Here is a 24,745-nt window from a genome sequence, read left to right as displayed (position 1 = left end):
ACCGGCTGGAAAATCGACTGAAACATTATGCGAAATATAAGCTACTTATTATCGATGAAATTGGCTATTTACCTATTGATGCAGAAGATGCGAAGCTGTTTTTTCAATTAATCGATTTAAGGTATGAACAGAAAAGTACCATTCTAACAACGAACGCTAGCTTTAAAACATGGGGAGACATATTCCAGGATACCAAAATAGCCAATGCCATTTTAGATCGTGTTCTTCATCATGCCACGGTAGTAAACATCATTGGAGATTCATACCGTCTTAAAGATCATTTTAATAAGGAAAATAGTAAATAAGGAGAAAATTAAATATGACCAATTTGGTACTACAAAAAACTATAAAGTTCTTTCGTTCATACGGAGTCAAATGTGATGAGACATTAGTTGAAGAATGGCTAAACGCTTCACCTATCAGGGAAATCCATTATCAAGTAAATGAAAGTGATCTTTATGCATTTAATGATTGGTGCAGATGGAAAGGTACAGCATATGAAGAAGGGATAGATGATACAACGAAAATATCAAGATTATTAGAGGAAATAAGTGAGTTGAAACGAGAGAATTCAGAGTTAAAAGAAGAAAAAGATCGCCTAGCAGATGGACCAGCTAATATTCCGTTTTTATAAGATATCTCCCCCAGCCAAACCTTACGGTTGGGGGAAAATACAACTCGCTTGTGAACAAATATGTACATTCTAAAGTGATCAAAAATGTACATTTTCTAATTGACATTTATAATTATGTGTAAAGGAATAATCATTGGTGTTATTGGTAGCTTTTCAAGCAATAATTCACCTCCTGATAATAGTAATAAACACTAACAACGATACCATAAATAAAAAGAGGATTTTGTTCTAAGCCAGCTAATAGAAACTTATCACTTATTAAACTATCGGGATGCGAATATTCAATAAGGAGTTGTCAGTGCCGCAGCGCCAAATTTGTTAAGGATAGTTTAGTAATGAAAATATAGGAAATTATTGTGAACAGTTTTAAAAGGGGAGGATACTATGAATTTTATGGAGATAGTGCAAACAATATCTATATTAGTTGGTTTATATTTAGTAACAACTAGTCTTTGGGAATTAAGAGAAGGAACAAACAAGAAAAAATATGTAGTATTTATGTTTTTTGGATTATTTTTAACTATTCTCTTTCCTAATATTATTTATTGAATTGTCGATGTGAAATTTCACTAACGGGCGCAATCCTTGAACAACAGGGATTGCTCTTCTACTTATTGAAGTACGGTCAGGATAGGTAACAAGCGAAGAATTAATTAAGAAATGATTTACATAAATGGGAGCAGAGGGAGAGTAGTATAGTGATATTTTTCGACATAGATGGAACCTTACTTGACCATGATCGAGCAGAAAAAATGGAAACAATTGATTTTTATAAGAATTTGGGGAACGAGTTAGAACTTACTGAAGCTGAATTTATTGACTTATGGTATAACTTATCAAAAAAATATTTTGAAAAGTTCTTAACAAAAGAATTATCCTTCCAGGAACAAAGAAGAATGCGAATAAAAGATTTGTTTGGACATCATTTAAACAACGAACAAGCAGACAGCAAATTCGAAAATTATTTGCATTTATATAAAAGAAATTGGTCTGCTTATAAAGACGTAATTCCTTGCTTAAAACGATTAAACCAACAAGGACTTCACCTTGGAATTATTAGTAACGGTGATTATAATCAACAGTTAGAAAAATTAAAAAGTACAGGGATACATAATTATTTTGATTGTATTATTACTTCAAGTGAAATAGGAGTGTCTAATCCGAATCCGACTATCTTTCAAAAAGCATGTGTTCAAGCAAATGTTCAAGTACATAAGAGTTATTATATAGGTGATAGACTTGAAACTGACGCAATAGGAAGTAAAAATGCAGGGATGATTGGAATATGGTTAAATCGAAAAAATAACACAACACATGCAAATGTAAAAGTAATACATAGTCTTGATGAGTTGACATTGTTGTTTGATAATTCTTTATAAAGTAAAAGGTGCTTATGTTTAACTGGGGGTGTTAGATTTTGGGGTTGATATAGTTATTTATCATTATGCTATGTGGGTGTGGGTCATTGGATTTCCTATCATATTTATTATTTGTGTTTTAATTGTTTATTGGAAGAAGTATCGTCGTAAGAAATAACTTGTTTCGCTAAAGGGGGCAAGTGCTGAACAAGATGATCGTCAATCGTGGCGGTCCTTTTTTTGAATTTAAAAAAGTTAAATGGAATATTATGTTAATATTAATTTAAAGATATTGTAATTAATGGCAGAAATGTTGAAAAGGAACACATAAAAAGGGAGAATAAAAATGATTGGCATATTGCAATGGGTTGCGGTATATCTAATGCCTATATTATGTATTGTTTTAGTTTTAAATAGTGTAGGTCTAGCATTGAAAATAAAAGATGGTGATGAAAATATCGCTGGAAATACAGCTTGGATTACAATTACGTTTACGCTCATAATGTACTCTTTAGTTAGTGTAATGATATCATAACTTACTAACAAACGGGTGGCGAATGCTTAAAAAGCTTGTTCACTTTATTTGTTGAAGTAAAGGAAAGTAATTAGTTGAAATTGGGGAATGGGGTGTAAGAGTGCAAGTGCTGGGTTGGATAGCTATCTTAATTTTAGTTGTTATCGCCTCTTTATTTGTAATCGTATTGAGAAAACAAATATTTAACAAAATATTATTTTATGTTCTTATTGGGGTTGTGGTTATTTTTAGTGGGTATAAACTAATGGCAATGCCTCAAGTCTCGCAAGAAGAAGCCGCTAAAATAGGAAAAGATACAGTATCTCCTTACATGGAGAACAGAATCTATGATAACCAATTAACAACTGAAATAATAAATGATGATAAATATGCAGTAACAATCAACTTTTCTAACGATGGTTATGCAGTAGTATATATCGACACTAGAAGTGGAGAGGTTTTAGAATCAAAAATAAACAATTTTAATGAAGAAGATGTTGAAATAAAATAACAAGGTTGTTCAACAAACTGGAGCTTTAATTCAAGAATTAAAATGTCTAAAATTTTAAGGGGGAATGTTTATGCCTATTCCAGAAGTAACCCTTGAAGAGATAGAGAATATCGCTGACGAAAAAGATGACATTTATAGAGGTTATTTATACTCTATTGATGATATATTCACTTTGTATTCAGTTTATATAAATGAAAATAAAGTGGCAGTGTGTAACATAAAGAAGACTGATAATGGAAATAAAATTGTTGATTTTATAGGTTCTCATAGTGTAATTAAATTTATTGAAAGGGAAATTAGAAACTGGAAATGATTTAATCTTCAACAAACGGGTGCGCGCGACAAGTTCTGCTATAAGTGCATCTAGCGCGAAAGGCAGGAAGTTTACCAGATAAATTTCCACTTTACAACGGAGGATTGGAATGAAGGAACCATGTTTCCTGAAACAATCCCATCAATACTCCTGCATGCGTCATGGTTGCCAGGTCATGGGTGTGGAGCACAGGTAGATTCGGCAGAAGGAAAGCTAGACTATACCGAACAAAGGCGGTATCAAGCTCACAGGCTTACAGGAAGCACCTACATCTAGAATGGATAGCTACGTTGTAAGGTACTTGGAAAGCAAGGAACGTTGAATCAAGAGCTGTCACTCGAAACGTTCGCTATAAGACGAGAGTCGAAAAGCATTCATCCTTGTGAGGGTAGGGGTACGACCGAAGAACCTTCTGTAATGGAAGTGGAGGAACAGTCCCAAGTCTAGCGAATGGAATGATTATTTTCCAAGCGTTCATCGCACCGACCGGGTAGGAATGCGAGATTTTTCGCAGTGCGAGCTCTAAACACGAAGCTTTATAGACATCTTCGAGTATAAGGGTAACGAGGAACTTATAGTCTAAGTACATACCGTTAGATGGAGCGCGAAATGACGGGAAACTGTCACATTTCGTGTGGAGCAGGGGAAAAGCTGGAGATAACTTCAAATGCTTACCTATTGTTAACAAAAGTTGAACAGGGAGTTGTCGATCAGGCAGCTTCTATTGTGTTAAATGGCAGTTATGTGGAATAAGGGATAAGTTAAAAGGTTGAAAGTTAGAGGTGGTAAGATGAAGTTCCATCTGTTAGGAGAGAAAACTAAAGTAGAAATTGATGTCAAAGGTCGTGAATATCCGAACAGTTCTGATTATTGGGATGGAAACTGGGTTGTTTCAAATGTGAAAGTTGAAATACCTGGCTATAATGTTAATTTTAACGCAAGTTTAAGAACAGATGACATTAGGGATTTTGTAAATGACTTGAAGTTAATGAGTAGAAATTTATCAGGAAAGGCTATTTTGAAAAATCTAGATAGCTTTATACATTTTGAAGGTGAAATGGATAAGTTAGGTCATATAGAATGGTCTGGAGAGACTTGTTATCCAGCAGGAAGTGGTGCAGTATTAACCTTCGAATTTGTATCAAATCAATCATATTTAGATGCCTTGATTAAAGAATTAGAGGATATAACTTATGTTTATCCAGTAATAGGTAAACCGTAGTTATTCAACAAACGAGAGCGAATGCTGAACAAAGAAATAAAATAAGGTGATGAAAATGATAAAAAACGTCGAACTAATTACAAATGAAGTTCAAGATTTTTCTCTAATAAACATTAAGCTTATAACTGCCTTCTCTGTTTCTTATTACAAAGAATTTGAAGAAAACAAATCCTTACTTGAAATTGAATTTGTTATTGAAGATGAAGACGGTAATAAGTTTCTTTCAAATTTCCACTTTCATAATCCAGAAAATATCCGTTTTGAAAGTGGTGGTCCATATCATCAAATATCAATAAAAATTCAGGACATTGAAGATAGAGGTTGGGAAAATAAAAGGTATGAAGTTATTGACTTTGAAGGAGATACTCTTCATTTTTACTGTTCTGATATTGAAGTGATGTCAATAAAGGGAACTAATTATTTCATATAAGCTTGTTGTGCTAACGGGTGCATATCTGGAACAATGGCTCGACTGTTATACGGGAAGGTGTAGTAGGGATGAAAGTAAACAAGAAGGAACTTAGAAAGCTACAAATAGAAGACAAATCATTTTTGTATGTTGTTAACGAAGACCCTTCAAAAGATAAGGTTAAAATTAGAGTTTACTCTTCTAAATATAAATCAACCTACTTTGAAGTTTATTTTGACTGGAAGGAAAATTGGTCAGTTAACCTTCATAAACCAAGTGTGTGTAATGCATTGATAAACTATTTTATTGCTGAAGGCTGGCAGCCTGAACAGAAAAATAGTGTATTGTCTATTAAAGACGGAGGCTACCTAATTGAATTATTGAAGTTAGAGTTATTAAGTGTCTCCGAAAATAGCTAACGTTCTTGTTGCATTAAAGGGTGCTTATCTTCAAGAAGGATCAAGCACCTTTTTGTTCAAAAAGAAATGGTAAAATGAAAAAAATAAAGTTATTTAGGGGAGAGTATTATGGTTATTCGCAAACTAAATATAGATGAAGAGCCTCCAATGGATTTGTTGCTATTAGCTGACCCTTCTAGAGCAATCATTGAAGAATATTTACAAAGAGGAAAATGCTTTGTAGTCGAAAGTGATGCTCAAATTATTGGGGTTTATGTACTACTGCCGACAAGACCTGAAACAGTGGAATTGGTGAATGTTGCAGTAATAGAAACCCAGCACGGTAAAGGCTTGGGGAAACAACTAGTAATAAATGCAATTGAAATGGCTAAGTCAAAAGGATACAGAACCATAGAAGTCGGAACTGGAAATTCAAGCATTGGACAATTAGCCCTTTACCAAAAATGTGGTTTTAGAATTGTTGGTGTTGATATTGATTTTTTCACTAGGCACTATCCAGAAGAGATTTTCGAAAACGGTATACAATGCAAGGATATGGTTCGATTATCTCAAGATTTATTGAACTAACTGGAGCAAATGTTGAATAAAAAATAGTGAAAAAAGATATTTTGGTATTGACTAATATTTTAAACTGTTATAACATTCAGTCAATTGGATATAATTAACAAATTGCAGTGATGAAGAGAAGTAAACAGAAAGAACACTTTAGAGAGCTGATGGTTGGTGAAAATCAGTGTGGGACTTTTGTTGAATGGGCTTCTGAGCAACCAAGCTGAAAAATAGTAGGCTTCGGCGGAAAGTCTCACCGATAAAAGAGACAGTGTATCGATGAGTATATAGCTCATTCTGTACATGAGAGCGCGTTTATATTTATTATAAGCGAATGAAGGTGGCACCACGGGTTTTCCGTCCTTATTTTTAGGATGGAAAACCCTTTTTTAATTTATAAAATTTCTGAGAGGTGAGTTTAGTGAGTAGAGTTGAGCAAAGTACAAAGTTAGATTTAGAAAGAATTATTTTTATCGGGAGGACTTTTGAAGAGTATTTGGATATGTTTTTACTTTCTAAAGAAGATTTGGAGGGGAAGAAAATACTAGATTGTCCTTCAGGGGCTTGTTCTTTTACAGCAGTTGGAAATAGTTTAGGTTTAGATGTAACAGCTTGTGATATTGCTTATTACCATTCAGGTGAGGATTTAAGAAGAAAAGGTCTTCAAGATATAGAACATGCTATGAATCATATGATAAAAGCGAAGAGCAATTATAAATGGGATTATTTTGAAGATATTGAAGGACTTCGGGAGCATCGTTTACGTGCCTTAAAGGACTGTGCAAATCACATGGTGAAATCGAGTGATCGATACGTTCCAGTTACTTTACCTTCTTTACCGTTTGTGGATGAGGCTTTTGATGTTCTTCTTTCTGCACATTTTCTATTTATGTATGCGGATCGTTTAGATTACGAGTTTCATCTAAAAACAATTAATGAATTATTAAGGGTCACTAAAGAGGAAATTCGCATCTTTCCTTTAGTTGATTTAGAAGGACAGCGGTATGAGTATTTAGATAAAATAAAAGGGTATCTTGCAAAAAAAGGATGTACCGTTGAAGAAACTAAAGTGCCTTATGAATTTCAAAAAAATGCAAATTCGATGTTAATTATAAAAAAGGAGTAAAATTAATGGAAAACCTATTTGGCAATGTAGCTGAAGACTTCAGTAAGTACCGTTCTGGATATCCACGTAAATTTTATAAAAAATTAGAAGATGATTACAATATTTACTTTCAAAATCAAAAAGTGCTAGACATCGCTACTTCTAATGGTTTAGTAGCTAGAGATCTAGTGAACAGAGGATGTTTAGTTACTGGGATAGATAATTCACCAGAACTTATAAATGAAGCTAAAAAAAATAGCCAATTCTTAAATATTGATTATATTCTTGGAGATGTTACTAACCTTCCTTTTAATAATGATTATTTTGATATTGTTACAGCAGTTCATTGTTGGAACGTCCTGTCTTCTGAGAAGGCTATTAGTGAAGTGTTCCGTGTTCTGAAAGAAGGCGGAAGATTTATTATCGGTCAATTTGACCAGCTATTAATGGAAAATAATATCGTTTCAGAAACACAGAAACTTGTCTGTAAATTTAATCCCGAAATTAATCAATTAAATAACTACGGTATTTATCCTCATTGGATAGAAGAACTTTATAAAGTAGGATTTAACAATATAGAAACCTTTAGTTTTGATACTGTAATTACCTTCACTCATGAGGAGTGGAGAGGTCGTATGAGAACTAGGTCGGAAATTGGCGGGAGTTTATCGCGAGAAGAGGTACTGGCTTTTGATGCAGAGTTAAATATTTTCTTAAGAAATTACGTCTCTGATGGAATATTAAAAATACCTCACCGCATGTTCTCTATTATCTGTGAAAAGTAAATGGGTCATGTCAAGATAACCATCAGTTGTTTATTTAATCTGACTCATTAGTGATCGATTAAATATGGGAAAGGTGAGATGAGAATGGGACAAATTAAAATTTACGGGATTAAGGACAGGTTAAATCCAATTAAGGACACACTATCGAATGTTATTCATTCATGTATGGTAGAAGCGCTTGAATTTCCTGTTGATAAGAAATTTCTTCGCTTTTTCCCTATGGATAAAGAAGATTTTTATTTTGCGATTGGGAGAACTGAAACATATACTGTAATCGAGGTTAGTATGTTTGAAGGTCGAACTGTTGAAGCTAAAAAGCAATTACTAAAGTTATTATTCGCACGTATAAATAGTGAATTGAGTATATCCCCACAGGATGTTGAGATTACAATTTTTGAAACTCCAAAACATAACTGGGGAATAAAGGGATTACCTGGGGATGAATTAGCACTGAATTATAAAGTTAATGTATGAGTAAAAGGCGGTCAATTATTGATCGCCATTCGCTTATTCAAGTAAACCAGCTAATAAAAGTTCAATACTTATTACGTTAACGGGATGCAAGAGTTTAATAAGATGATCGTCAATCATGGCGGTCTTTTTCTTTTGAATTTAAAAGGTTTAAATGGAATATTATGTTAAAATTAATGTAACGGAAGAACTTGTGTAAATAATTGGCAGTTTACTTCAACAAGAAATTATCGAAAATTATATAAAATATTAACCGTCTAATTATCGAGGGGGGATTGGATGAAAAAGCTTCTGTTTTTATTTTTAATAATAGCGATATCCGTAGTTGGTTGGATGATATCTTCTAAGCAACAATATGAGTTCTTATATTCTAAAGCACAAAAATCTTCTTCCACAGGTCCAGAAGTAGCGTTAGAACCTAATGACGAATGCTACTATATTCCTGACTTGAACTACAAAGAAGCAATGGATTGGCATACGAATAAACTTTCCTCTTTGGGATGGACAGGTGAGGTTACATCAGATGATGTCCCCGTTTCTGGTATTTATGAAAAAGAAGGCAAAAAATTTCAATTGATTTTTTATCCAGAAGCTAGTGCAGATAACGAGGGTGTAGGATTACTTATTAAAGACATAAATTAAGCTTTAGTTTCTTCAGCTAAACCAGCAGTTTAGCATCATAAGTGAAACTTATTTCTGTATTATAAGTCAGGTACTAAAAGGGGGAGATAATTATCTTAGTAAGAGTGAATTTAATAATCCTGTCATTAATTATTTTGTCTGGTTGTTCTTCTAAATTTGAGTTAAGTTCCTCCAACATCGATGTTATCAAGTTATATGAATCAGAAGACTTTGAAAAAGTTGGAGAAGAAGCATATAAGACAATTGGAAGTTCAACAGATATTACTAAGTTTGTTCGTGCTATTGAATCTGCTGAAGAGTACAAAGGTCAAGTTGACATGGGACCTCCTAATTTTATAGCAATGATTGAATATGATGATGGTGGAAAAAGAGACTTTCAACTTTGGATAAGTGAAAGTTCCATAAGAGGAGCAGTTACTGAAATAGGAAAAGGTATTTATTATGGAATACCAGAAAACTCAACGAAAAATTTAAAGGAATTATTATTGGATTAATTATTATTTTGTGAATAATTGCACTTAAAGTAAAGGGCAGTTATGTTGAATATGATTTGGTGAATTTTTCAAAGATAACTATGGAATAATTCATGTTAAGGTTGCCTTAAGAAAGGGGGATTTTTTGGCTATACAAAAGTGTAAATCTTGCGGTTACCAATTTACATGGAAAGAAATACAAAAGGCTATTCGTTGGACTTATAAACCCCTTGTATGTAAAAAGTGTGGAACAACGCATGTTGTTACTAATAAAACTCGAAGTTTATTTGGCATTTTGTTTCCATTATTAGCGTTTGCAGTTGTTTTAAGTAACATTTCTCTTTTAGTTGGACTTTTATCAATTCTAACAATAGTGATTATCTCAATACTTCTATTTCCTTATTTTGCAAAATATAAGGTTAAAAAACAATGATTAAAATAACATCATTTTATTTCACTATCGGGGGCAAGAGTGTAATAAGGAGTTGTCGATGCTGCAGCTCCTATTGTGTTAAAGAAGCAGGATAATTCAACAAGGTGACTGCAATATAATGTACAATTAAGGTAAGGGGAGAGTTGGTTTTATGAAGAATTTTTTGATTGGTTTAGGTTTAATAATTGTATTTTCTTTAATTGGATGTTCAAACAGTGAGAGTATTTCAAAAGTTCAAGAAGATTTGAAATCCAATGATATTGAGCAAATAAAAATGAGTATGTGGGTGTTAAAAGGTAATTTTAACGATAATGTAAATGTTGAATTGTCAAAAGAAGAGATTAACCATTTACTAAAGCTGTATAATGAAACTCCAGAAGACAGAATTACTGAGGTTGAACAAGTACCTCCCGACCTAAAGGCAGGAGTCATGATTGAAATGAAAACAGGTACGATAATTAGAATTCAATATGACGGTGAGGACATTTATAATACAATAACAAATGAAACAGGACAAAGAATGTATGTAATTGATTATCCAGAATTAAATTCGTTTTTCGATAACAAATTGGAAGAGAAATACTAGCTTTTCTTATTAAACAAACGGTTGCATTACCGCAACAACGGTAGTGCATTTTCTTTAAGATTTACAGGAGTGCGGAACAAGAAATGATAAAATATGGGTATGAACGAACGTTCAAGGGGGACTTAAAATGGAATATGAACTTTGGATACTTATAAGCCTAATTTATTTATTCGTGTTCTATCTAATTATTAAAACAGCAGTTACAAGAGGTATAGATGAGTCAAAGTCGATAAAGGAATTAAAAAAAGAAATTAGTGAGTTAAAAAAACAGAAGGAGGATGAGAGAAGTAGTGAAAAATCTAAACACATTATAAATAGAAAAGCGTAAAGCTGTAATTGCACTCCCATGAAAATTCAAAACGATGAAGATCTAAAAAAGAACATAACAAAATAGACTCAGAAAAAATCTTTTTTAAAAAAGGCTGAGCCTTCATATTCTTATATAAGTTGAAGAAAAACTACAATACTGTAATCGTTCCTTCCCAGTGTTATAAAAGACTTGGCTGGTGCAACAACCAGAAAAGGATTAATCTCCCATGAGTGCTACCCATATAGGGCGCGACAGTCAGTGATGCACCGTGGTCGTTGGAGTCAGACTAAAGGATGGGCTCTAGGCACCATAGTGTATAGACCTTCCTCGCCAGCCTTAGATCCAGTATAAACAGTATAATACATTTTCATTCGCTGTGGTGCAGCGCTGATTTTTTGCGCTGCATGGATGACTAAAGGGTGCGATTGCTGAACAAGCAGCGGTCGCTATTCCACTATAGAGGCAGAAGAGTTGTATAATCGCTATATAATATGGTGAGAAGTATAAAGGAGGTATTGTGTGAAACAAGCAATGGTATTATTTCTAATTATTGTAACTTTCATAATAGGATGTACTAAAGAACAAACTCCAAAAATAAATCCAGAAGATGTAACAATAGAGGCAAAATTAAATATAAATGAAAATGAAAGATTAAGTTATAAAGATTATATGTTAGAAATAGTCATTGATAAAGAATTTGGAGAAAACATGATATATCCCTATATGGAGGGTATAGGTTATATGTCCTTTGATAGTAACGAAGCCAAAGAAGCCTATTATTTACCTGGCAGTGTAGGAACAAGTTTGTCTGATGAAGAAATGGTACATAACGAATTAAGAAAAAACAATATTATTGATGTGACAGATGACTTTCAATTTTCTTCTCTTATTGGTTTCTATACCCCTGAAGATAAAGGGAGATATCAACTTAGAATGTACTTTGAAAAAGATAAAAATTTTGATGGATTTGATGATATGTACTTAGTTTATTTACACAAAGAAGATGACAATAAATGGTCGAAATTGATTGAAATAGAATCGGAAATAGATTAGACCTTATTTAATTAACGGGTGCATTACCGCAATAACGGGGAATGCTTTTTCTTTAGAAACGAAGCAGTTTAGTTAAAGAAGCCATAAAGTTATAATATTAGTTAAGAAAATATTAAAGGTGGTAATTATGACCGAAAAAAATGAATTGGTTATGTGGAAACCAAATAATGAAATACCATCAAAATTACTGGATTTAGAAAAATATGAGTGGAATGAAAATGGCTTCAATATTTTCTTAAGCAACAATGATGGCACGCTTATCAGGTTCAAGTTTAATTTCGTGATGTCGTTTCGAAGTACAAATGAACAGATGATGTTAAGGTTCGACGATAAATTTGGGAAGTTAAGAAATAAAAAATTCCCAAGCTATGTATGGTCGTTATTTAAAATGAAGAACTCCGATTATATAGAGTGGTTCAATGAACAACACCATAATATATATAAAAACATAGCCAGTAAATTGGAGCATTATGTATTTGTCACTGAAGATGAAATATTAGAAGTGATAAATGATAACCCACCAACAATAATCGTTGAAAAAAACAATTGTTAATTGCATTAACGGGGGCGATTCTTAAAATAAGGGGCACCCACTTCTGACTTTCATTTACGGAGTGAAGCTATTTTAAAAGTTTACATTATTAGGAGAAATTTTTAATGACTTATAATTGTGTAATCTGTGGATACGGAAACTTAAATAAAGCTCAATATAATTCCTTTGGAGACCCGACATTTGAAATATGTGATTGTTGTGGCTTTGAATCTGGTTTTGACGATGATGACCAAGGTTATTCTTTTGCAACATATAGGGATGAGTGGTTGCTCTCAGGTGCTACTTGGTTTTATATAGATACCAAACCAAAAGACTGGAGTAAAAAAACCTTAATTAAACAACTAAAAAGAATAGGCTACGATGTAGAAAACAAATATAAAGTTTTGGATTTAGAAAGTGGCTCAATGGAGATTAAACTCAAGTGAAAATATTTTCCTTGTTGAACTAAAGGGTGCAATGCTTTAACAAGTATTTATATGTGAGGCTTAATTCAGAAGGATTATATGAGGTGCATTTATGAAAAAACTTACTTGCCCATGTTGTGGCTATAAAACAATGGATAGTGATGGTCATTATGATATATGTCCCATTTGCTTCTGGGAAGATGATCCCTTTCAGAAAGAGGATGTTTATGAGGCGGGTGCAAATCAAATACCATTAATAGAAGCACAAAAGAATTATTTGAAATATGGTGCTTGTGAAAAGGAGTTTCAAAAAAATGTTAGGAAGCCAAACGGAAATGATAAAAGAGATCCAGATTGGAAGCCAATTAATGATTCTTTGTATGAGTTGAAGTTGGCTTGTAGGAAGTTTAAAGAAGGTGTGTATAATATTGCTGAATTAGGAAGAACCCTATCTTGGATTGCTGTGCCCAATGAAATTTCGGATGTTGTAAAGCAAGCAGAAAATGATTTAGAAATGATTAGGTTTTGTACTTCAGACTATAAGCAAAGGGAAGAAGCAATGCAAGTAATTAATAATATGCTAGATAAATTAAATATTAGTATTGAAGAAACAGACGATTAGATCTTCAACATAAGGGGTGCGTTACTTCAATAACGATATTTCGCTATGGGGCGCAGTAATCGAACAAACTATCCATTAAGGTTTGAGTAGGTGGTGCATTTTGAAGGAGAATAAAGGTATTGCTAGTCGTGTGATAAATATTTCTTTTTTTATTATGTGTGGTTTAGTTTTGATTTCTATAACCTTTGGTTTTATTGGATTGATAATTCTTATGTGTACAAAGTATGCGGAATTAAATTTTTGAATAGTTGCTTTATACCTTTATCGGGTGCTTTAGTACAACAAGGGTAGAAGGTTATTGTGCTAAACCAGCAAGTTAATTTAATAGTTTTTAAAGAGGAGGCATCTAAATGGGGAAGTATATTAAAATCTTTTTTTGGTACATTAGCTATTAGCTTTATTATCTTTTTTCTGGGCAATGGATTTTTTGATGGTGGCAACCATTTAGAAACAACAATTTTATCTGTTGGTACAGCGATTGTTTTTCTTCTATCATATCTAATTGCACAAGTTTATTACCTTATTGATTTAGTGAAGAAGAAATAATTATTATTCAACAAACGGGTGGCGAAATTTGAAGAAGCATTTACGATCAGTTTCAACTGATCGTTCTTTTATATTAGGGCAGTTTAGCAACAGAAATGGAGGGTCTAGCCATGGGTATTAGGAATTATCTGATTGAAGGCGTTTCCGGCACCGGTAAAACTTCGGTCTGCAATGAATTGCAGCGGCGCGGCTACCATGCCATTCATGGTGACCGTGAATTGGCTTATCAAGGCGATCCGGAAACTGGTACAGGGACGGATAGCGCCACGCACGAGAACCACATTTGGCATGTAGATAAAGTAAAAGCTTTGGTCGCAAACCAGGATGAGGCGGTAACATTTTTCTGCGGTGGTTCTAGGAACTTTTCGAAATTCATAGATCTATTTGACGGCGTGTTTGTCCTCGAGGTCGACCTTGACACATTGAATCGGCGGCTTTACGAGCGACCGAAAAATGAGTTTGGCGGAAAGAAAACGGAATGGGAACTCATTGCGCGTTTGCACCAAACGAAAGAAGACATTCCGAAAAACGGAATTATAATCGACGCCACCGCACCGATCGAGCACGTCGTTAACGAGATCGTCCGTCAAAGCGGAGAAAATAAACGCTAACGACAGTAACTTACGATCGCTCACGGACAGCCCAATACACCGGTGCACCTGGATACGAATAGTCCCATCAACTGCGCTAACGGGTGCGTTTCTGGAACAAGCAGAAACGCTTATTTCACTATTGAAGCAGGTTAGTAAAGTTTGAAATAAACCATAAATGGGATAAAATTGATATAATAAATCATGTTAGAGGTGTTACAATGGATAATACAATTAAGTCTTATTTTGCAAATCTTGAAGGGAAAGACAAAAATTTACAATATGAAGCATTTCAAAATATAATTCATGCAACCAAAGAAAAAGTAGACTGGTCTTATGAAGTATGGGATCAATTGATAGGTTGGCTTACTGATCGCGATAATCACCGTAGAGCCAGAGCAGGACAGTTTCTTTCTGCTTTAGCAATCAGTGACCCTGAAAAACGGATGCTTCATGATTTCCCAGCGTTATGGGAAGTAACAAAAGATTCAAAATTTGTAACTGCTCGCCATACTATACAATCAATTTGGAAAGTAGGATTAGCAGGACAGGAACAAAGAGAAATGCTTCTCGATCATATTATAGATAGGTTTAAAAATGGAATGGACGAAAAAAATTACACCTTGATTCGATACGATATGATTGTGGGTTTAAAAAAATTATATGATGAAGTAAAAGATGAGCAAATTAAGGAAATAGCAATGGATTTGATTGAGTACGAAGAAGATAGTAAATATCAAAAGAAATATATGTCCGCTTGGAAATAAGAAGTTATTAAACTTGGATTTTTTCCAAGCTTCCTTAATGGAATACTTTGTGAAGTTTTTCACTTCAACTAAAGGGTAGCTAAAGTGCAATAAGGAGTGACTAATGTGATTAACGTGCTAGAAAAGTTTTTACGTTCAGAAATAATGTATCAAGATTTATATGATGAAATAATGAATTTTATTTATAACGTTCATATAAGAAATGGCGAATTTGAAGGTAATGAGTTTATTATTAAGAAAATGGACAGAGATAACTTTATTATCTTTCCTGAATACACACATCGTGGAGAAAACCAAAGAGATATTCCATATAGTACGTCTATTTATAAACAAAATCTAATAAAAGAAATTAACGATTATGCACAAAAACAGGGCATAAAACTGAAATAGCTTGTTTCGCTAAACGGGTGCAATCCTTTAACAAGTGGTTGTTATTTTTTCAGGTTTTATATAAACAGATTTCAGAAAATGATATAAGAAAATGATATAATGGATTTAAAGTATTGAAGAATGTGAGGGATGTGTTGTGATTAATGATGTTCTTCAAGAAAAGCGTGACATAATATTAAAATTAGCAGGTCAACACGGTATTCATAATGTACGTGTTTTTGGTTCGGTTTCAAGATTAGAAGATGGACCTTCAAGTGACCTAGATTTACTAGTGGATTTCGAGGAAGGAAGAAGTTTGTTTGATTTGATTCGCTTTAAACAAGAAGTTGAAGACATAATAAATACTAGAGTTGATGTTGTGACTGAAAACTCGATTCATTGGAGTATGAAGGAAGAAGTTTTAAATGGAGCCATTCAACTATGAAAAATGACAAGCTCTATTTGAGGCATATTATGGAGTGTATAACTAATATTGAATCTTTATCTTCCAAATGGAGAAGATGATTTTTTTAGCTCAAAATTAATCCAGGATGCAGTCATTCGTAATCTTGAGATTATTGGAGAAGCTACAAAGCGAATATAAAAAGAATATAGAGAACAACACTTGCATGTACCTTGGCGAGAAATGGCTGGACTTAGGGACGTGTTAATTCACGATTACTTTGGTGTAGATAATGGGATAGTTTGGAACGTTGTAGAAAAAGAAATACCACCATTAAAAGAAAAAATTAATGATTTGTTAGAAAAATCGTAGGAAACTAAAACGCTTGGGTAATAAAAGTAATCCAAGCGTTTTAATTTTTGAAGAAAATAATACTACATTGAAAATGACATATGTGAATGAATACGCTTAAAGTAACGAAGAGCGAGAGTGGAACAAGAAAATGCGGTCAGCTAGGGCTGATATAAGTGGCATTGAAAACAACGGCATTAACATACACGGCCTTACATTCTTTTACCACTGCAGCTCGATTGTAGGGATGACAACGAACCGCCTATTACGATTATTTGATCAGCACAACGTCCAAACAAGAAAGGTTCTTCCGCGGGCAATCACCATTAATGAGTTCAAAGGAGATGCAGGAGAAGAAAGGTTTCAAACGAATGTGGTGGACGTGGAAAATAAAGTGATTATTGATATCCTGCCTGATCGAAAAATAGAAACGATTGAAAAATACTTGCGTTCATGCGATACGAGTAAAGGTGAAATGGTCGTGATGGATTTATCCAAGTCATTTAAGCTGGCAGTGCGTAGAGTTCTCGGAGACCCATTAATCATTGCCGACCGATTCCACTTCATGCGCCAGGTCTATTGGGCACTGGATGAAGTTCGTCGAGAAGTCCAACGAAACGTGGATAAAGAAACTCGTATTCATTTATAAACTGTCAGGACTAGGACAAGAAAAAGTAGAAAAACTTTACAGATTCATCCACGTTTAAAAGAAGCATATGAACTAAAGAACAAATTAGATGAATGGTTTAAAGCGAGTAATGCGAAGACAGCGAAAAAAGGATTGGAAGCTTGTATGAAGTGGATGCAAGCATCAAACATCGAAGCATTTCGCCGCGTGAGAAAAACATTTTTACGTTGGAAACAAGAGATCTTACAGTCGTTTTATGTATCCATTTAACAAATGGTTATATAGAGGGCATAAACAATACAATTAAAGTTTTAAAACGAGACTCTTTTGGGATCAAAAACTTCCAACGTTTAAAACATAAAATTAGAAAGGTGGTTGGTGCATAATAGCAATGTTAAGAAGATTGATTGTTTCACTTTTATCGACAGTAATATTTAGTCTGATTTTGGCTTATATGATGTTTACACCTGTCTCCGAAAGAAATCCGGATTCTTGGTATGATTCATTTGGAGCACCTATACCAATCTTGTTACTAATAACAGGGTTAGCATATTTAGTAGGTGGAATACCTATTTCAATTTTTATTGACAAAAATGTTGAAAAAGAAATTATAAAATTGATATTTTACTTAATTGCAGGATTTATTGTAGGTGTTCTTACTATTACAATTGTTTCACTGTTAAGTGGTGGACCAATTACCTTTTCATTTTTTGCATTCGGAATCTACGGTTCTGTCGGTAGCTCCATATTTTTTATATTTATGATATTAACCATAAGGATCAAATAGGTTTCTTCAATTAAAGGGAGCGATTGTTTAAGAGGATACAAAAAAGTTTGTAAATAAAAACACAGGTAATAACGCAGAGAAATTTCCCGTTGTAAAAATAGATGGAAATATTCTTATTGGGCACATTGTTTTTCATAAGTATTTTGGTGAGCATACGTATGAGATTGGATGGGTTTTTAATCAAAACAAACTATCAAAATAAAGGGTATGCTTCTGAAGCGGTAAAAAGGATAAATCAAATTTTCATTGAATAGTATCTAAATATCAATGTACAGGGAGAGTGGTTTTGAATGTGTGGGATTTGTAAGTAAACACAAAGAAAGAGACCTAGAATTACCAAAATACCGTAAAAAATTATTAGATTCAATCGAGAAAGATTTTTTATATGATAATAATGTTCTAGCTTTCTTTTACGGTGGATCAATTGGAAATGAAAATACGGATGATTATTCTGATATTGATCTTAGAGTAGTTGTTTTTCCTGAAAAAATAAAGGAATATATTTCAAACAAAAAAACACGTCCCGGAAATTGGGGAAATGTTCTTTATTATGAAGATGTAAATCCTGTATCAATTTATACTGTTGTTCACTATGATTGTTTTGTTAAAGTAGATACCTTTTATTATGAGCCAGACGATATTCGACCATCTGTTTGGTTAAAAAATATAAAGATTATAAAAGATACAGATGGAAAGATGGCTGAAATATTAGAAGAATCAATGCTCCTAACTTATGAACCGTTACTGGAAGAATTTGAGTTGTGGAGATCTAAATTTTTTGCATATTTACACGAAGCGTATAGAAGAGTTATGAGAAAAGAGTATTATTATGCATTAAGTTGTATAGATAACTTACGTTTATCAATGTCAACTGCATGGTATATGGATGCGGGAGTTCAACCAAATACATTCGGTGATTGGGCTAAATATGAAGGCGAAAGAAGTCAGTTAGAAAGCTGGCAACAGTCCCTTCTTAAAAGTTGGGAATGTGGAAGAAGTACAGTAGAAATTATAAATGTAATGAAAAGTATTGTGCATGAATTTAAAATAGTTCATAGATCGCTTTGCAATAAATTGGAGATTGATGAGAACGCTGATTGGTTAAATAAAATTGTAAACATGGTGATATAATTTAACACTCCCGGTTCGGACTTGTTCTTATTCACTAACGTGCAAGAGTTGGAGAATGAATAATAAGCTATTATGTGATTGGTATGGTATGATATGATGACATGGTATTGACTAGTAATTTGAATTATTGTAAAATTCAGTTAATATAATCAGTTGGATATAATTAACAAATTGCAGTGATGAAGAGAAGTAAACAGAAAGAACACTTTAGAGAGCTGATGGTTGGTGAAAATCAGTGTGGGACTTTTGTTGAATGGGCTTCTGAGCAACCAAGCTGAAAAAATAGTAGGCTTCGGCGGAAAGTCTCACCGATAAAAGAGACAGTGTATCGATGAGAATATAGCTCATTCTGTACATGAGAGCGCGTTTATATTTATTATAAGCGAATGAAGGTGGCACCACGGGTTTTCCGTCCTTATTTTTAGGATGGGAAACCCTTTTTAAATTTATAAAATTTCTGAGAGGTGAGTTTAGTGAGTAGATTTGAGCAAAGTACAAAGTTAGATTTAGAAAGAATTATTTTTATCGGGAGGACTTTTGAAGAGTATTTGGATATGTTTTTACTTTCTAAAGAAGATTTGGAGGGGAAGAAAATACTAGATTGTCCTTCAGGAGCTTGTTCTTTTTCAGCAGTTGGAAATAGTTTAGGTTTAGATGTAACAGCTTGTGATATTGCTTATTACCATTCAGGTGAGGATTTAAGGAATAAAGGTCTTCAGGATATAGAGCATGCACTGAATCGTATATTTCCATTAGTTGATTTAGAGGGGAAGAAATATGTGCATTTAAATAGAATAAAAAGTCACCTTGCCGATAAAGGTTGCATAGTCGATGAAGTTAAAGTGTCATATGAATTTCAAACCAATGCTAATTCAATGCTTAAAATTAAAAAGGATAACAAAGAAGGGTGAGAAAGAATGGGACAAATAAAAATTTATGGCGTTAAGGAGAGGTTAAATCCAGTTAAGGAAATGCTATCGGGACTTATTCATTCTTGTATGGTGGAAATCCTTGAATTTCCTGCGGATAAGAAGTTTCATCGCTTTTTCCCTATGAACAAAGAAGATTTCTATTTTGCAAGTGGTAGAACTGATGCATATACCATCATTGAAATTAGCATGTTTGAAGGTAGAACGGCAGAATCTAAAAAACAATTAATTAAACTACTGTTCGAACGTATAAATAGTGAATTAAATATATCTCCGCAGGATGTAGAAATTACAATTTTTGAAACACCAAAACATAACTGGGGAATAAGGGGATTACCTGCGGATGAATTAGCACTGAATTATAAAGTTAATATATAAGTAAATAGAAATCAGACAAATATTATCGTTAACTTGGAGAGGCGAAGTTCCTAATAATGAAAATTATCAGAAGTTGAGCGCGATACTTATTGGTACGTTAGGATTTTTCTCTAGTTTACATAATATATATTATAGGAAGTATTACAAAAAATAATCTCGATATCTCAAAAGTTAAGTATTCTTAAGATATTGAGATTTTTTAAAATTAAATTTAAATACAACCGTTTATTATTTATCCATTTTGTTAACCGCATCACGCATTTCGTCATTGGTAAGATGCGTGTAAATCATAGTCGTTTGTATAGATGAATGTCCCAATTGTCTCCTTAACTTAGGGACATTATTGTTTTCTAGGTGATATCTTGTTGCAAAGGAGTGTCTTAATTTATGTACTGACAGAGATGGTTTTCCAAATGCTTTCGCATACTTTTCCACTAACTTTTCGACAGATCGTTCAGTTAATCTTCTGGTAGTTCCTTTTGGCCCCATAGTTGCTGCAATAAATAACGACTTGGTGCTTTTATTAATTCCATACCTTTCTTCACGAACTGCTACATATTCTTTTAAATCAATCGTTGCTTGGTCGCTAATATATACATACTGTTCTTTATTGCCTTTTCTGACTACTCGAACCATGTTCTTTTTCCAGTCAATATCATCCAAATCAAGACCGGTTATTTCAGATAACCTCAATCCGGAGCCTAAGATTAAAGATATAATAGCAGTATCTCTTTCTCTGTTTTTTTTATGAAAATTGGCTAGTTTTTTGTTATCTTTGTTGATTAAACCATAGTCATGAGCCACAAATTGCCTAAATTGTTCATATTCATCTCCTCGTAGCATTTTTCCTTCTAATCGATTGGCAATTGTTTCTTGATCTTCCTTCACATCGTTCAATTCTATTTTTGCTACTACGTTTCTTGTTATGTAAGGATCTAGCTCTGCAGTTTCCGCAATATTTTGCAGGTAATGAAATAAAGATTTTAACGCGGATAATTTTCTATTAATAGTTAATGGTGAATTCTCTAGTTTAAACTCTAAAAAGGATAAGAAATCTTCAATTTGTTGAACTGTTAGCTTTTCGAGAGCATCTAACGGAACTTCTTTACGTGAACCTTCGAAATATCCTTCAGCTAATAACCAGTCAAAGAAAATGATATAATCATGACAATAGTTTAATAATGATGCTGCGGAAAGTTTTCTGCGTCTTTTATCTATGTATTCACCAACATACCATGGAAGCTCTTTTACTTTTTCCTCAACTCGTTCATAATAACGCTGCTTCTTATCTTTATTCATTTTGAATCACCTCTTTCTTCCAATTTTATACTTTTTACTTTATTCCGTCAAATTTATATTTTACGTAATAAAGTCTTGGTTAAATTTTTCTCCTTCTTCGTTCAATGTAAATAATCTGATTTAAAAAATCATAACCTGTGCGATCATAAAATTCTTCGAAGTATCCTCCCTCATTCTTTATTTATGGGTTATTATATACTTGTTTTTTATCAACCACTTGTTCTATTTATTAAACGATTCACAAATTCGCAGTGAAACTAGACATTTCTATAAAAAAGAAAAAATTTCTTCCATTCAATAATTTTTTCAATCTGTGTTAGAATATGGTTATAAACTCATATACTGTTGCTAAGTTAACATCATTAATGAAAGCGCTTAATAAATTCTGAAGACGTGGGCTTATAAAAAGTAATTCTGTCCTTTTTGCCTTAACTAAATTTTACAATAAGGAGTTTTTTACTATGAATCTTTCTTTTGATTTTGACGAAGTTGCTAGACTCCCTTTACCGGGAGATAATGTCGCCGTTGCAATTCGCTCACTTGACGCTGGCACAATTATTCACTATCAAGACAAAGAGCTGATTTTAGATTATACCGTCTTAGAAGGTCATCGTTTTGCAGTGAAAGCAATTTCTGCTGGTGAATACTTACTCTCTTGGGAATTGCCTTTTGGTGTGGCTAAGCAACCAATCGAGCCAGGTAATTATGTGATTAACAAGGGTGTGTTGGATGCACTTCGCGTGCGTTCGCTAGACTTCCCCCTTCCTCCGGAGCCTAATTTTACTGATCAAGCTCCTACTTTTATTCTTAATGAGGAAAAGTTTCAACCGGCCCCAACCCTCCCTGCTTACAAGGAATCTCGAACCTTCATGGGGTATCGTCGCAGTAAAACACGTGGAGTTGGTACCCGTAATACGATTGTCTTATTGGGAACTACCTCTCGTACGGGGAGCTATGTTAAGCAACTTGCTGCCCGGTTACAAGATGAATTAAAGCATTATCCTCAAATAGATGGGATTGTCCCCGTTGCACACACGGAGGGTAATACAGAACAACCTAATAATCTAACACTCTTGCTACGGACATTAGCTGGATTTATGGTCAATCCAAATGTCGGTGCAGTCCTATTGGTGGATTACGATCATGATCCCGTAACAAATCAAATGGTAGTAGATTATGCACGAAAATACCATTATCCATTAGATGATGTGTTGCATCGTTTGATGTCAATCAATGGGGGCTTCCAAGAAAATTTAAATAAAGGCGAAGCAATTGTACGTGAATGGCTACCAACAGTTAATGATATAGAAAGGACCCCTGAATGTATAAGCAACCTAAAGATTGCTTTACAGTGCGGTGGCTCAGACTCTTTTTCTGGAATTTCTGCTAATCCGTTGTTGGGGTGGATTTCGAAAGAGTTAATCCGATATGGAGGCAGTGCTAATCTTGCTGAAACTGATGAATTAATTGGCGCCGAGCCATATGTCTTGCAAAAGGTTCGTGATGTTGAAACTGCACGTAAATTCCTAAATTTAATGAAAGACTTTAAGAATCGTGCATCTTGGCATGGTACTAGTGCTGAAGGAAATCCATCTGGTGGTAATAAATATCGAGGATTGTATAATATTTATCTCAAATCCATTGGTGCTGCCCGCAAAAAAGATCCTGAAACTCGCCTAGATTATGCCATCAACTATGGTGAACCGATGAAAGATTCTGGATTTCATTTCATGGATAGCCCGGGTAATGATCTTGAGAGTGTGGCTGGGCAAGTAGCTTCCGGCTGTAACTTAATTTTCTTTACAACAGGTAATGGATCCATAACCAACTTTCCTTTTGTCCCGACGCTTAAGGTAGTGACTACTTCGAGTCGATTCCAATTATTATCCAAAGATATGGACATCAATGCCGGTCAGTATCAAGATGGTATGTCCATGGATGAGTTGGGTAAGAAATCCTTTGAATTGGCATTACAGACTGCCTCAGGTCAGCGCAGTGTTGGTGAGAAAGCAGGCCATGTACAGGTACAGATTTGGCGTAACTGGCAGCAAACGGATTCAAGCCAATTACATTCATTACTTCATAAACCTGAACCAACTGGGGAACCCATCCCAATTCAAACAACTTCAGCTAAAACTAACAAACCAATTAAATTCACCTTTACGCATAACCAAGATCAAATAGCTAGTGATTCGGTTGGTTTAATCCTACCTACTAGTCTTTGTTCTGGTCAGGTAGCTAATATGATTACGAAGCGATTGAACGAACAGGGAATTGGTCAGTCTAATGGGCTCTCGCGCTTCGTGGCCTTAGCTCACACAGAAGGATGTGGAAACTCAGCTGGAAAACCAGAGGAAATGTATGCTCGAACAATGATGGGTTACATAAGCCATCCACTAGTCAAGCATTGTCTGTTACTGGAACACGGATGCGAAAAAACGCACAACGACTTTATGAAGAATAAGATGAAGGAGATGAATATTGACCCAAGACGTCTTGGTTTTGCTAGTATTCAACTTGACGGTGGCATTAATAAGGTAACGGAGAAGGTGGAAGCGTGGTTTATGGATCAATTGGCTAAAGATCAATGTGGCACACAGGAAACAGTAGGGCTAGAAGGATTGCGGATTGGTATCTTAAGTGATGGTTCGATTGGAGATGCAGAGGGTGAACAGCTTGCCACATTGACTAAAATGATTGTAGGTGCAGGCGGTATGGTGGTTATTCCTGAAAACAGTGGATTGCTTTCAACAGATGCTTACAGTGAAAATACCTTAACTACACCTAAAGTCCAACCTTCCTTAGCCTATGGGGAACATGCTAATAAATTTGGCTTTCACATGATGGAATCTCCAACTACACATTGGGTAGAAACCATTACAGGATTAGCTGCTACAGGTGTTGAGTTAATCATTGCCCTGACTAATGAAAGCCCTATGCAGGCACATCCATTCGTGCCTATCCTTCAAATGACATCGGATTCGTCTATGCAGCAAAACTACGCTACCGACTTGGATCTGTTCCTTACTGGAGATCCTACTTGTTGGACAGAGCAGATTCTAGAGCGATGCAAACAAATCTTTGAGCATAGTTATACTCCTCGTTTGTTTAAACAGGGTAATGTAGACTTTCAGTTTACACGAGGACTACTAGGTATTTCGTTATAAGTGGGAGTTAATCAACTATTTTATTTGAATTTTA

At 34.2% G+C, this 24,745-nt stretch carries 34 protein-coding genes, 4 pseudogenes and 2 other annotated features; of the genes and pseudogenes, 37 read left to right on the top strand and 1 reads right to left on the bottom strand.

Annotation, left to right across the window (positions count from 1 at the left end):
* The 36 genes and pseudogenes from JOC48_RS02110 to JOC48_RS01920 form a co-directional block, all read left to right on the top strand.
* Positions 1–305, top strand: a 305-nt coding sequence (locus JOC48_RS02110) for an ATP-binding protein (RefSeq protein WP_204497387.1), incomplete at its 5' end; no start/stop codon positions are given.
* 14 nt (positions 306–319) lie between these two features.
* Complete coding sequence (locus JOC48_RS02105) at positions 320–634, top strand: hypothetical protein (protein ID WP_204497386.1); 315 nt, start codon at positions 320–322, stop codon at positions 632–634.
* 393 nt (positions 635–1,027) lie between these two features.
* The gene (locus tag JOC48_RS02100) at positions 1,028–1,183 is read left to right on the top strand and encodes a hypothetical protein (RefSeq protein ID WP_204497385.1); all 156 of its coding nucleotides are present in this window, start codon (positions 1,028–1,030) and stop codon (positions 1,181–1,183) included.
* A gap of 149 nt (positions 1,184–1,332) precedes the next feature.
* On the top strand, positions 1,333–2,013 hold the full coding sequence (locus JOC48_RS02095) for an HAD-IA family hydrolase (RefSeq protein WP_204497384.1): 681 nt from the start codon (positions 1,333–1,335) through the stop codon (positions 2,011–2,013).
* A gap of 361 nt (positions 2,014–2,374) precedes the next feature.
* Positions 2,375–2,527, top strand: a complete 153-nt coding sequence (locus JOC48_RS02090) for a hypothetical protein (protein WP_204497383.1) — start codon at positions 2,375–2,377, stop codon at positions 2,525–2,527.
* 100 nt (positions 2,528–2,627) lie between these two features.
* A complete protein-coding gene (locus JOC48_RS02085) occupies positions 2,628–3,017 on the top strand; it encodes a hypothetical protein (RefSeq protein ID WP_204497382.1) in 390 nt (129 codons plus the stop codon).
* 70 nt (positions 3,018–3,087) lie between these two features.
* A complete protein-coding gene (locus JOC48_RS02080; protein WP_204497381.1) occupies positions 3,088–3,330 on the top strand; it encodes a hypothetical protein in 243 nt (80 codons plus the stop codon).
* Positions 3,331–3,927: 597 nt separating this feature from the next.
* Positions 3,928–4,083, top strand: coding sequence for a hypothetical protein (locus JOC48_RS02075; RefSeq protein WP_204497380.1), 156 nt, complete (start codon positions 3,928–3,930; stop codon positions 4,081–4,083).
* 37 nt (positions 4,084–4,120) lie between these two features.
* On the top strand, positions 4,121–4,552 hold the full coding sequence (locus JOC48_RS02070) for a WapI family immunity protein (RefSeq protein WP_204497379.1): 432 nt from the start codon (positions 4,121–4,123) through the stop codon (positions 4,550–4,552).
* 55 nt (positions 4,553–4,607) lie between these two features.
* Complete coding sequence (locus JOC48_RS02065; protein WP_204497378.1) at positions 4,608–4,982, top strand: hypothetical protein; 375 nt, start codon at positions 4,608–4,610, stop codon at positions 4,980–4,982.
* A gap of 68 nt (positions 4,983–5,050) precedes the next feature.
* Positions 5,051–5,380 (top strand): hypothetical protein, encoded by a 330-nt coding sequence (locus JOC48_RS02060; protein WP_204497377.1) that lies wholly within the window; start codon positions 5,051–5,053, stop codon positions 5,378–5,380.
* 108 nt (positions 5,381–5,488) lie between these two features.
* Complete coding sequence (locus JOC48_RS02055) at positions 5,489–5,947, top strand: GNAT family N-acetyltransferase (protein ID WP_204497376.1); 459 nt, start codon at positions 5,489–5,491, stop codon at positions 5,945–5,947.
* A gap of 98 nt (positions 5,948–6,045) precedes the next feature.
* Positions 6,046–6,297: a binding site (T-box leader), on the top strand.
* A 53-nt stretch (positions 6,298–6,350) separates the two neighbouring features.
* Positions 6,351–7,055, top strand: a complete 705-nt coding sequence (locus tag JOC48_RS02050) for an SAM-dependent methyltransferase (RefSeq protein WP_204497375.1) — start codon at positions 6,351–6,353, stop codon at positions 7,053–7,055.
* A gap of 5 nt (positions 7,056–7,060) precedes the next feature.
* Entirely contained in the window at positions 7,061–7,819 is a 759-nt protein-coding gene (locus JOC48_RS02045; RefSeq protein ID WP_204497374.1) for a class I SAM-dependent methyltransferase, read from the top strand.
* An 84-nt stretch (positions 7,820–7,903) separates the two neighbouring features.
* The gene (locus JOC48_RS02040; protein WP_204497373.1) at positions 7,904–8,293 is read left to right on the top strand and encodes a tautomerase family protein; all 390 of its coding nucleotides are present in this window, start codon (positions 7,904–7,906) and stop codon (positions 8,291–8,293) included.
* Between the two features lie 276 nt (positions 8,294–8,569).
* Entirely contained in the window at positions 8,570–8,932 is a 363-nt protein-coding gene (locus JOC48_RS02035; protein WP_204497372.1) for a hypothetical protein, read from the top strand.
* Positions 8,933–9,036: 104 nt separating this feature from the next.
* Positions 9,037–9,426, top strand: a complete 390-nt coding sequence (locus tag JOC48_RS02030) for a YhfM domain-containing protein (protein WP_204497371.1) — start codon at positions 9,037–9,039, stop codon at positions 9,424–9,426.
* Between the two features lie 124 nt (positions 9,427–9,550).
* Positions 9,551–9,838, top strand: coding sequence for a TIGR04104 family putative zinc finger protein (locus tag JOC48_RS02025; RefSeq protein WP_204497370.1), 288 nt, complete (start codon positions 9,551–9,553; stop codon positions 9,836–9,838).
* Between the two features lie 151 nt (positions 9,839–9,989).
* Positions 9,990–10,424 carry a hypothetical protein gene (locus tag JOC48_RS02020; protein WP_204497369.1) on the top strand — a complete coding sequence of 145 codons (435 nt, stop codon included), beginning with the start codon at positions 9,990–9,992 and terminating at the stop codon, positions 10,422–10,424.
* A gap of 127 nt (positions 10,425–10,551) precedes the next feature.
* A complete protein-coding gene (locus tag JOC48_RS02015; RefSeq protein ID WP_204497368.1) occupies positions 10,552–10,752 on the top strand; it encodes a hypothetical protein in 201 nt (66 codons plus the stop codon).
* Between the two features lie 501 nt (positions 10,753–11,253).
* Positions 11,254–11,787: a hypothetical protein gene (locus JOC48_RS02010; RefSeq protein WP_204497367.1), complete on the top strand. Its 534-nt coding sequence runs from the start codon at positions 11,254–11,256 to the stop codon at positions 11,785–11,787.
* Positions 11,788–11,914: 127 nt separating this feature from the next.
* On the top strand, positions 11,915–12,340 hold the full coding sequence (locus tag JOC48_RS02005) for a hypothetical protein (protein WP_204497366.1): 426 nt from the start codon (positions 11,915–11,917) through the stop codon (positions 12,338–12,340).
* A 104-nt stretch (positions 12,341–12,444) separates the two neighbouring features.
* A complete protein-coding gene (locus tag JOC48_RS02000) occupies positions 12,445–12,765 on the top strand; it encodes a hypothetical protein (protein ID WP_204497365.1) in 321 nt (106 codons plus the stop codon).
* A 91-nt stretch (positions 12,766–12,856) separates the two neighbouring features.
* Positions 12,857–13,111 (top strand): annotated as a pseudogene (locus JOC48_RS21180) (CPCC family cysteine-rich protein); the annotation flags it as partial.
* Between the two features lie 555 nt (positions 13,112–13,666).
* Positions 13,667–13,912, top strand: coding sequence for a hypothetical protein (locus JOC48_RS01990; RefSeq protein WP_239584111.1), 246 nt, complete (start codon positions 13,667–13,669; stop codon positions 13,910–13,912).
* A 110-nt stretch (positions 13,913–14,022) separates the two neighbouring features.
* Positions 14,023–14,523 (top strand): AAA family ATPase, encoded by a 501-nt coding sequence (locus JOC48_RS01985; protein WP_204497363.1) that lies wholly within the window; start codon positions 14,023–14,025, stop codon positions 14,521–14,523.
* A 200-nt stretch (positions 14,524–14,723) separates the two neighbouring features.
* A complete protein-coding gene (locus JOC48_RS01980) occupies positions 14,724–15,269 on the top strand; it encodes a hypothetical protein (protein WP_204497362.1) in 546 nt (181 codons plus the stop codon).
* Between the two features lie 105 nt (positions 15,270–15,374).
* Positions 15,375–15,659, top strand: coding sequence for a hypothetical protein (locus tag JOC48_RS01975; RefSeq protein WP_204497361.1), 285 nt, complete (start codon positions 15,375–15,377; stop codon positions 15,657–15,659).
* A 136-nt stretch (positions 15,660–15,795) separates the two neighbouring features.
* Positions 15,796–16,083, top strand: a complete 288-nt coding sequence (locus tag JOC48_RS01970) for a nucleotidyltransferase domain-containing protein (protein WP_204497360.1) — start codon at positions 15,796–15,798, stop codon at positions 16,081–16,083.
* Between the two features lie 48 nt (positions 16,084–16,131).
* Positions 16,132–16,413, top strand: a pseudogene (locus tag JOC48_RS21175) (HepT-like ribonuclease domain-containing protein).
* 158 nt (positions 16,414–16,571) lie between these two features.
* A pseudogene (locus tag JOC48_RS21170) lies at positions 16,572–17,406 on the top strand (ISL3 family transposase); the annotation flags it as partial.
* A 5-nt stretch (positions 17,407–17,411) separates the two neighbouring features.
* Complete coding sequence (locus JOC48_RS01940; protein ID WP_204497355.1) at positions 17,412–17,807, top strand: hypothetical protein; 396 nt, start codon at positions 17,412–17,414, stop codon at positions 17,805–17,807.
* Positions 17,808–17,838: 31 nt separating this feature from the next.
* Positions 17,839–18,034, top strand: a pseudogene (locus tag JOC48_RS01935) (GNAT family N-acetyltransferase); the annotation flags it as partial.
* Positions 18,035–18,101: 67 nt separating this feature from the next.
* The gene (locus JOC48_RS01930; protein ID WP_204497354.1) at positions 18,102–18,938 is read left to right on the top strand and encodes a hypothetical protein; all 837 of its coding nucleotides are present in this window, start codon (positions 18,102–18,104) and stop codon (positions 18,936–18,938) included.
* A 167-nt stretch (positions 18,939–19,105) separates the two neighbouring features.
* Positions 19,106–19,358: a binding site (T-box leader), on the top strand.
* A 53-nt stretch (positions 19,359–19,411) separates the two neighbouring features.
* The gene (locus tag JOC48_RS01925) at positions 19,412–19,849 is read left to right on the top strand and encodes a hypothetical protein (RefSeq protein ID WP_204497353.1); all 438 of its coding nucleotides are present in this window, start codon (positions 19,412–19,414) and stop codon (positions 19,847–19,849) included.
* Between the two features lie 6 nt (positions 19,850–19,855).
* Positions 19,856–20,245, top strand: coding sequence for a tautomerase family protein (locus tag JOC48_RS01920; RefSeq protein WP_204497352.1), 390 nt, complete (start codon positions 19,856–19,858; stop codon positions 20,243–20,245).
* Between the two features lie 228 nt (positions 20,246–20,473).
* Here the strand turns inward: JOC48_RS01920 and xerS are convergent, their stop codons facing one another.
* On the bottom strand, positions 20,474–21,544 hold the full coding sequence (gene xerS, locus JOC48_RS01915) for a tyrosine recombinase XerS (RefSeq protein WP_204497351.1): 1,071 nt from the start codon (positions 21,542–21,544) through the stop codon (positions 20,474–20,476).
* A 461-nt stretch (positions 21,545–22,005) separates the two neighbouring features.
* On the opposite strand from xerS, the gene JOC48_RS01910 reads away from it, so the two are divergent.
* A complete protein-coding gene (locus JOC48_RS01910) occupies positions 22,006–24,711 on the top strand; it encodes a UxaA family hydrolase (protein WP_204497350.1) in 2,706 nt (901 codons plus the stop codon).
* The last annotated feature ends 34 nt before the right edge of the window (positions 24,712–24,745 follow it).

The sequence above is a fragment of the Aquibacillus albus genome, from assembly GCF_016908325.1.
GTDB lineage: Bacteria > Bacillota > Bacilli > Bacillales > Amphibacillaceae > Aquibacillus_A > Aquibacillus_A albus.
Note: the sequence above shows the minus strand (reverse complement) of the source record. Positions and strands in the feature narration are given on the sequence as shown.

What these genes read in the sequence shown, in the direction of transcription:
- JOC48_RS02040 (WP_204497373.1), top strand. Translation starts at nt 7,904, where the DNA reads ATGGGACAAATTAAAATTTACGGGATTAAGGACAGGTTAAATCCAATT.
- JOC48_RS02055 (WP_204497376.1), top strand. Translation starts at nt 5,489, where the DNA reads ATGGTTATTCGCAAACTAAATATAGATGAAGAGCCTCCAATGGATTTG.
- xerS (WP_204497351.1), bottom strand. Translation starts at nt 21,544, where the DNA reads ATGAATAAAGATAAGAAGCAGCGTTATTATGAACGAGTTGAGGAAAAA.
- JOC48_RS01940 (WP_204497355.1), top strand. Translation starts at nt 17,412, where the DNA reads ATGTTAAGAAGATTGATTGTTTCACTTTTATCGACAGTAATATTTAGT.
- JOC48_RS02045 (WP_204497374.1), top strand. Translation starts at nt 7,061, where the DNA reads ATGGAAAACCTATTTGGCAATGTAGCTGAAGACTTCAGTAAGTACCGT.
- JOC48_RS02020 (WP_204497369.1), top strand. Translation starts at nt 9,990, where the DNA reads ATGAAGAATTTTTTGATTGGTTTAGGTTTAATAATTGTATTTTCTTTA.
- JOC48_RS02035 (WP_204497372.1), top strand. Translation starts at nt 8,570, where the DNA reads ATGAAAAAGCTTCTGTTTTTATTTTTAATAATAGCGATATCCGTAGTT.
- JOC48_RS02065 (WP_204497378.1), top strand. Translation starts at nt 4,608, where the DNA reads ATGATAAAAAACGTCGAACTAATTACAAATGAAGTTCAAGATTTTTCT.
- JOC48_RS02075 (WP_204497380.1), top strand. Translation starts at nt 3,928, where the DNA reads ATGGAGCGCGAAATGACGGGAAACTGTCACATTTCGTGTGGAGCAGGG.
- JOC48_RS02105 (WP_204497386.1), top strand. Translation starts at nt 320, where the DNA reads ATGACCAATTTGGTACTACAAAAAACTATAAAGTTCTTTCGTTCATAC.
- JOC48_RS02060 (WP_204497377.1), top strand. Translation starts at nt 5,051, where the DNA reads ATGAAAGTAAACAAGAAGGAACTTAGAAAGCTACAAATAGAAGACAAA.
- JOC48_RS01910 (WP_204497350.1), top strand. Translation starts at nt 22,006, where the DNA reads ATGAATCTTTCTTTTGATTTTGACGAAGTTGCTAGACTCCCTTTACCG.
- JOC48_RS01920 (WP_204497352.1), top strand. Translation starts at nt 19,856, where the DNA reads ATGGGACAAATAAAAATTTATGGCGTTAAGGAGAGGTTAAATCCAGTT.
- JOC48_RS02080 (WP_204497381.1), top strand. Translation starts at nt 3,088, where the DNA reads ATGCCTATTCCAGAAGTAACCCTTGAAGAGATAGAGAATATCGCTGAC.
- JOC48_RS02005 (WP_204497366.1), top strand. Translation starts at nt 11,915, where the DNA reads ATGACCGAAAAAAATGAATTGGTTATGTGGAAACCAAATAATGAAATA.
- JOC48_RS01985 (WP_204497363.1), top strand. Translation starts at nt 14,023, where the DNA reads ATGGGTATTAGGAATTATCTGATTGAAGGCGTTTCCGGCACCGGTAAA.
- JOC48_RS02070 (WP_204497379.1), top strand. Translation starts at nt 4,121, where the DNA reads ATGAAGTTCCATCTGTTAGGAGAGAAAACTAAAGTAGAAATTGATGTC.
- JOC48_RS02090 (WP_204497383.1), top strand. Translation starts at nt 2,375, where the DNA reads ATGCCTATATTATGTATTGTTTTAGTTTTAAATAGTGTAGGTCTAGCA.
- JOC48_RS01980 (WP_204497362.1), top strand. Translation starts at nt 14,724, where the DNA reads ATGGATAATACAATTAAGTCTTATTTTGCAAATCTTGAAGGGAAAGAC.
- JOC48_RS02000 (WP_204497365.1), top strand. Translation starts at nt 12,445, where the DNA reads ATGACTTATAATTGTGTAATCTGTGGATACGGAAACTTAAATAAAGCT.
- JOC48_RS02015 (WP_204497368.1), top strand. Translation starts at nt 10,552, where the DNA reads ATGGAATATGAACTTTGGATACTTATAAGCCTAATTTATTTATTCGTG.
- JOC48_RS02100 (WP_204497385.1), top strand. Translation starts at nt 1,028, where the DNA reads ATGGAGATAGTGCAAACAATATCTATATTAGTTGGTTTATATTTAGTA.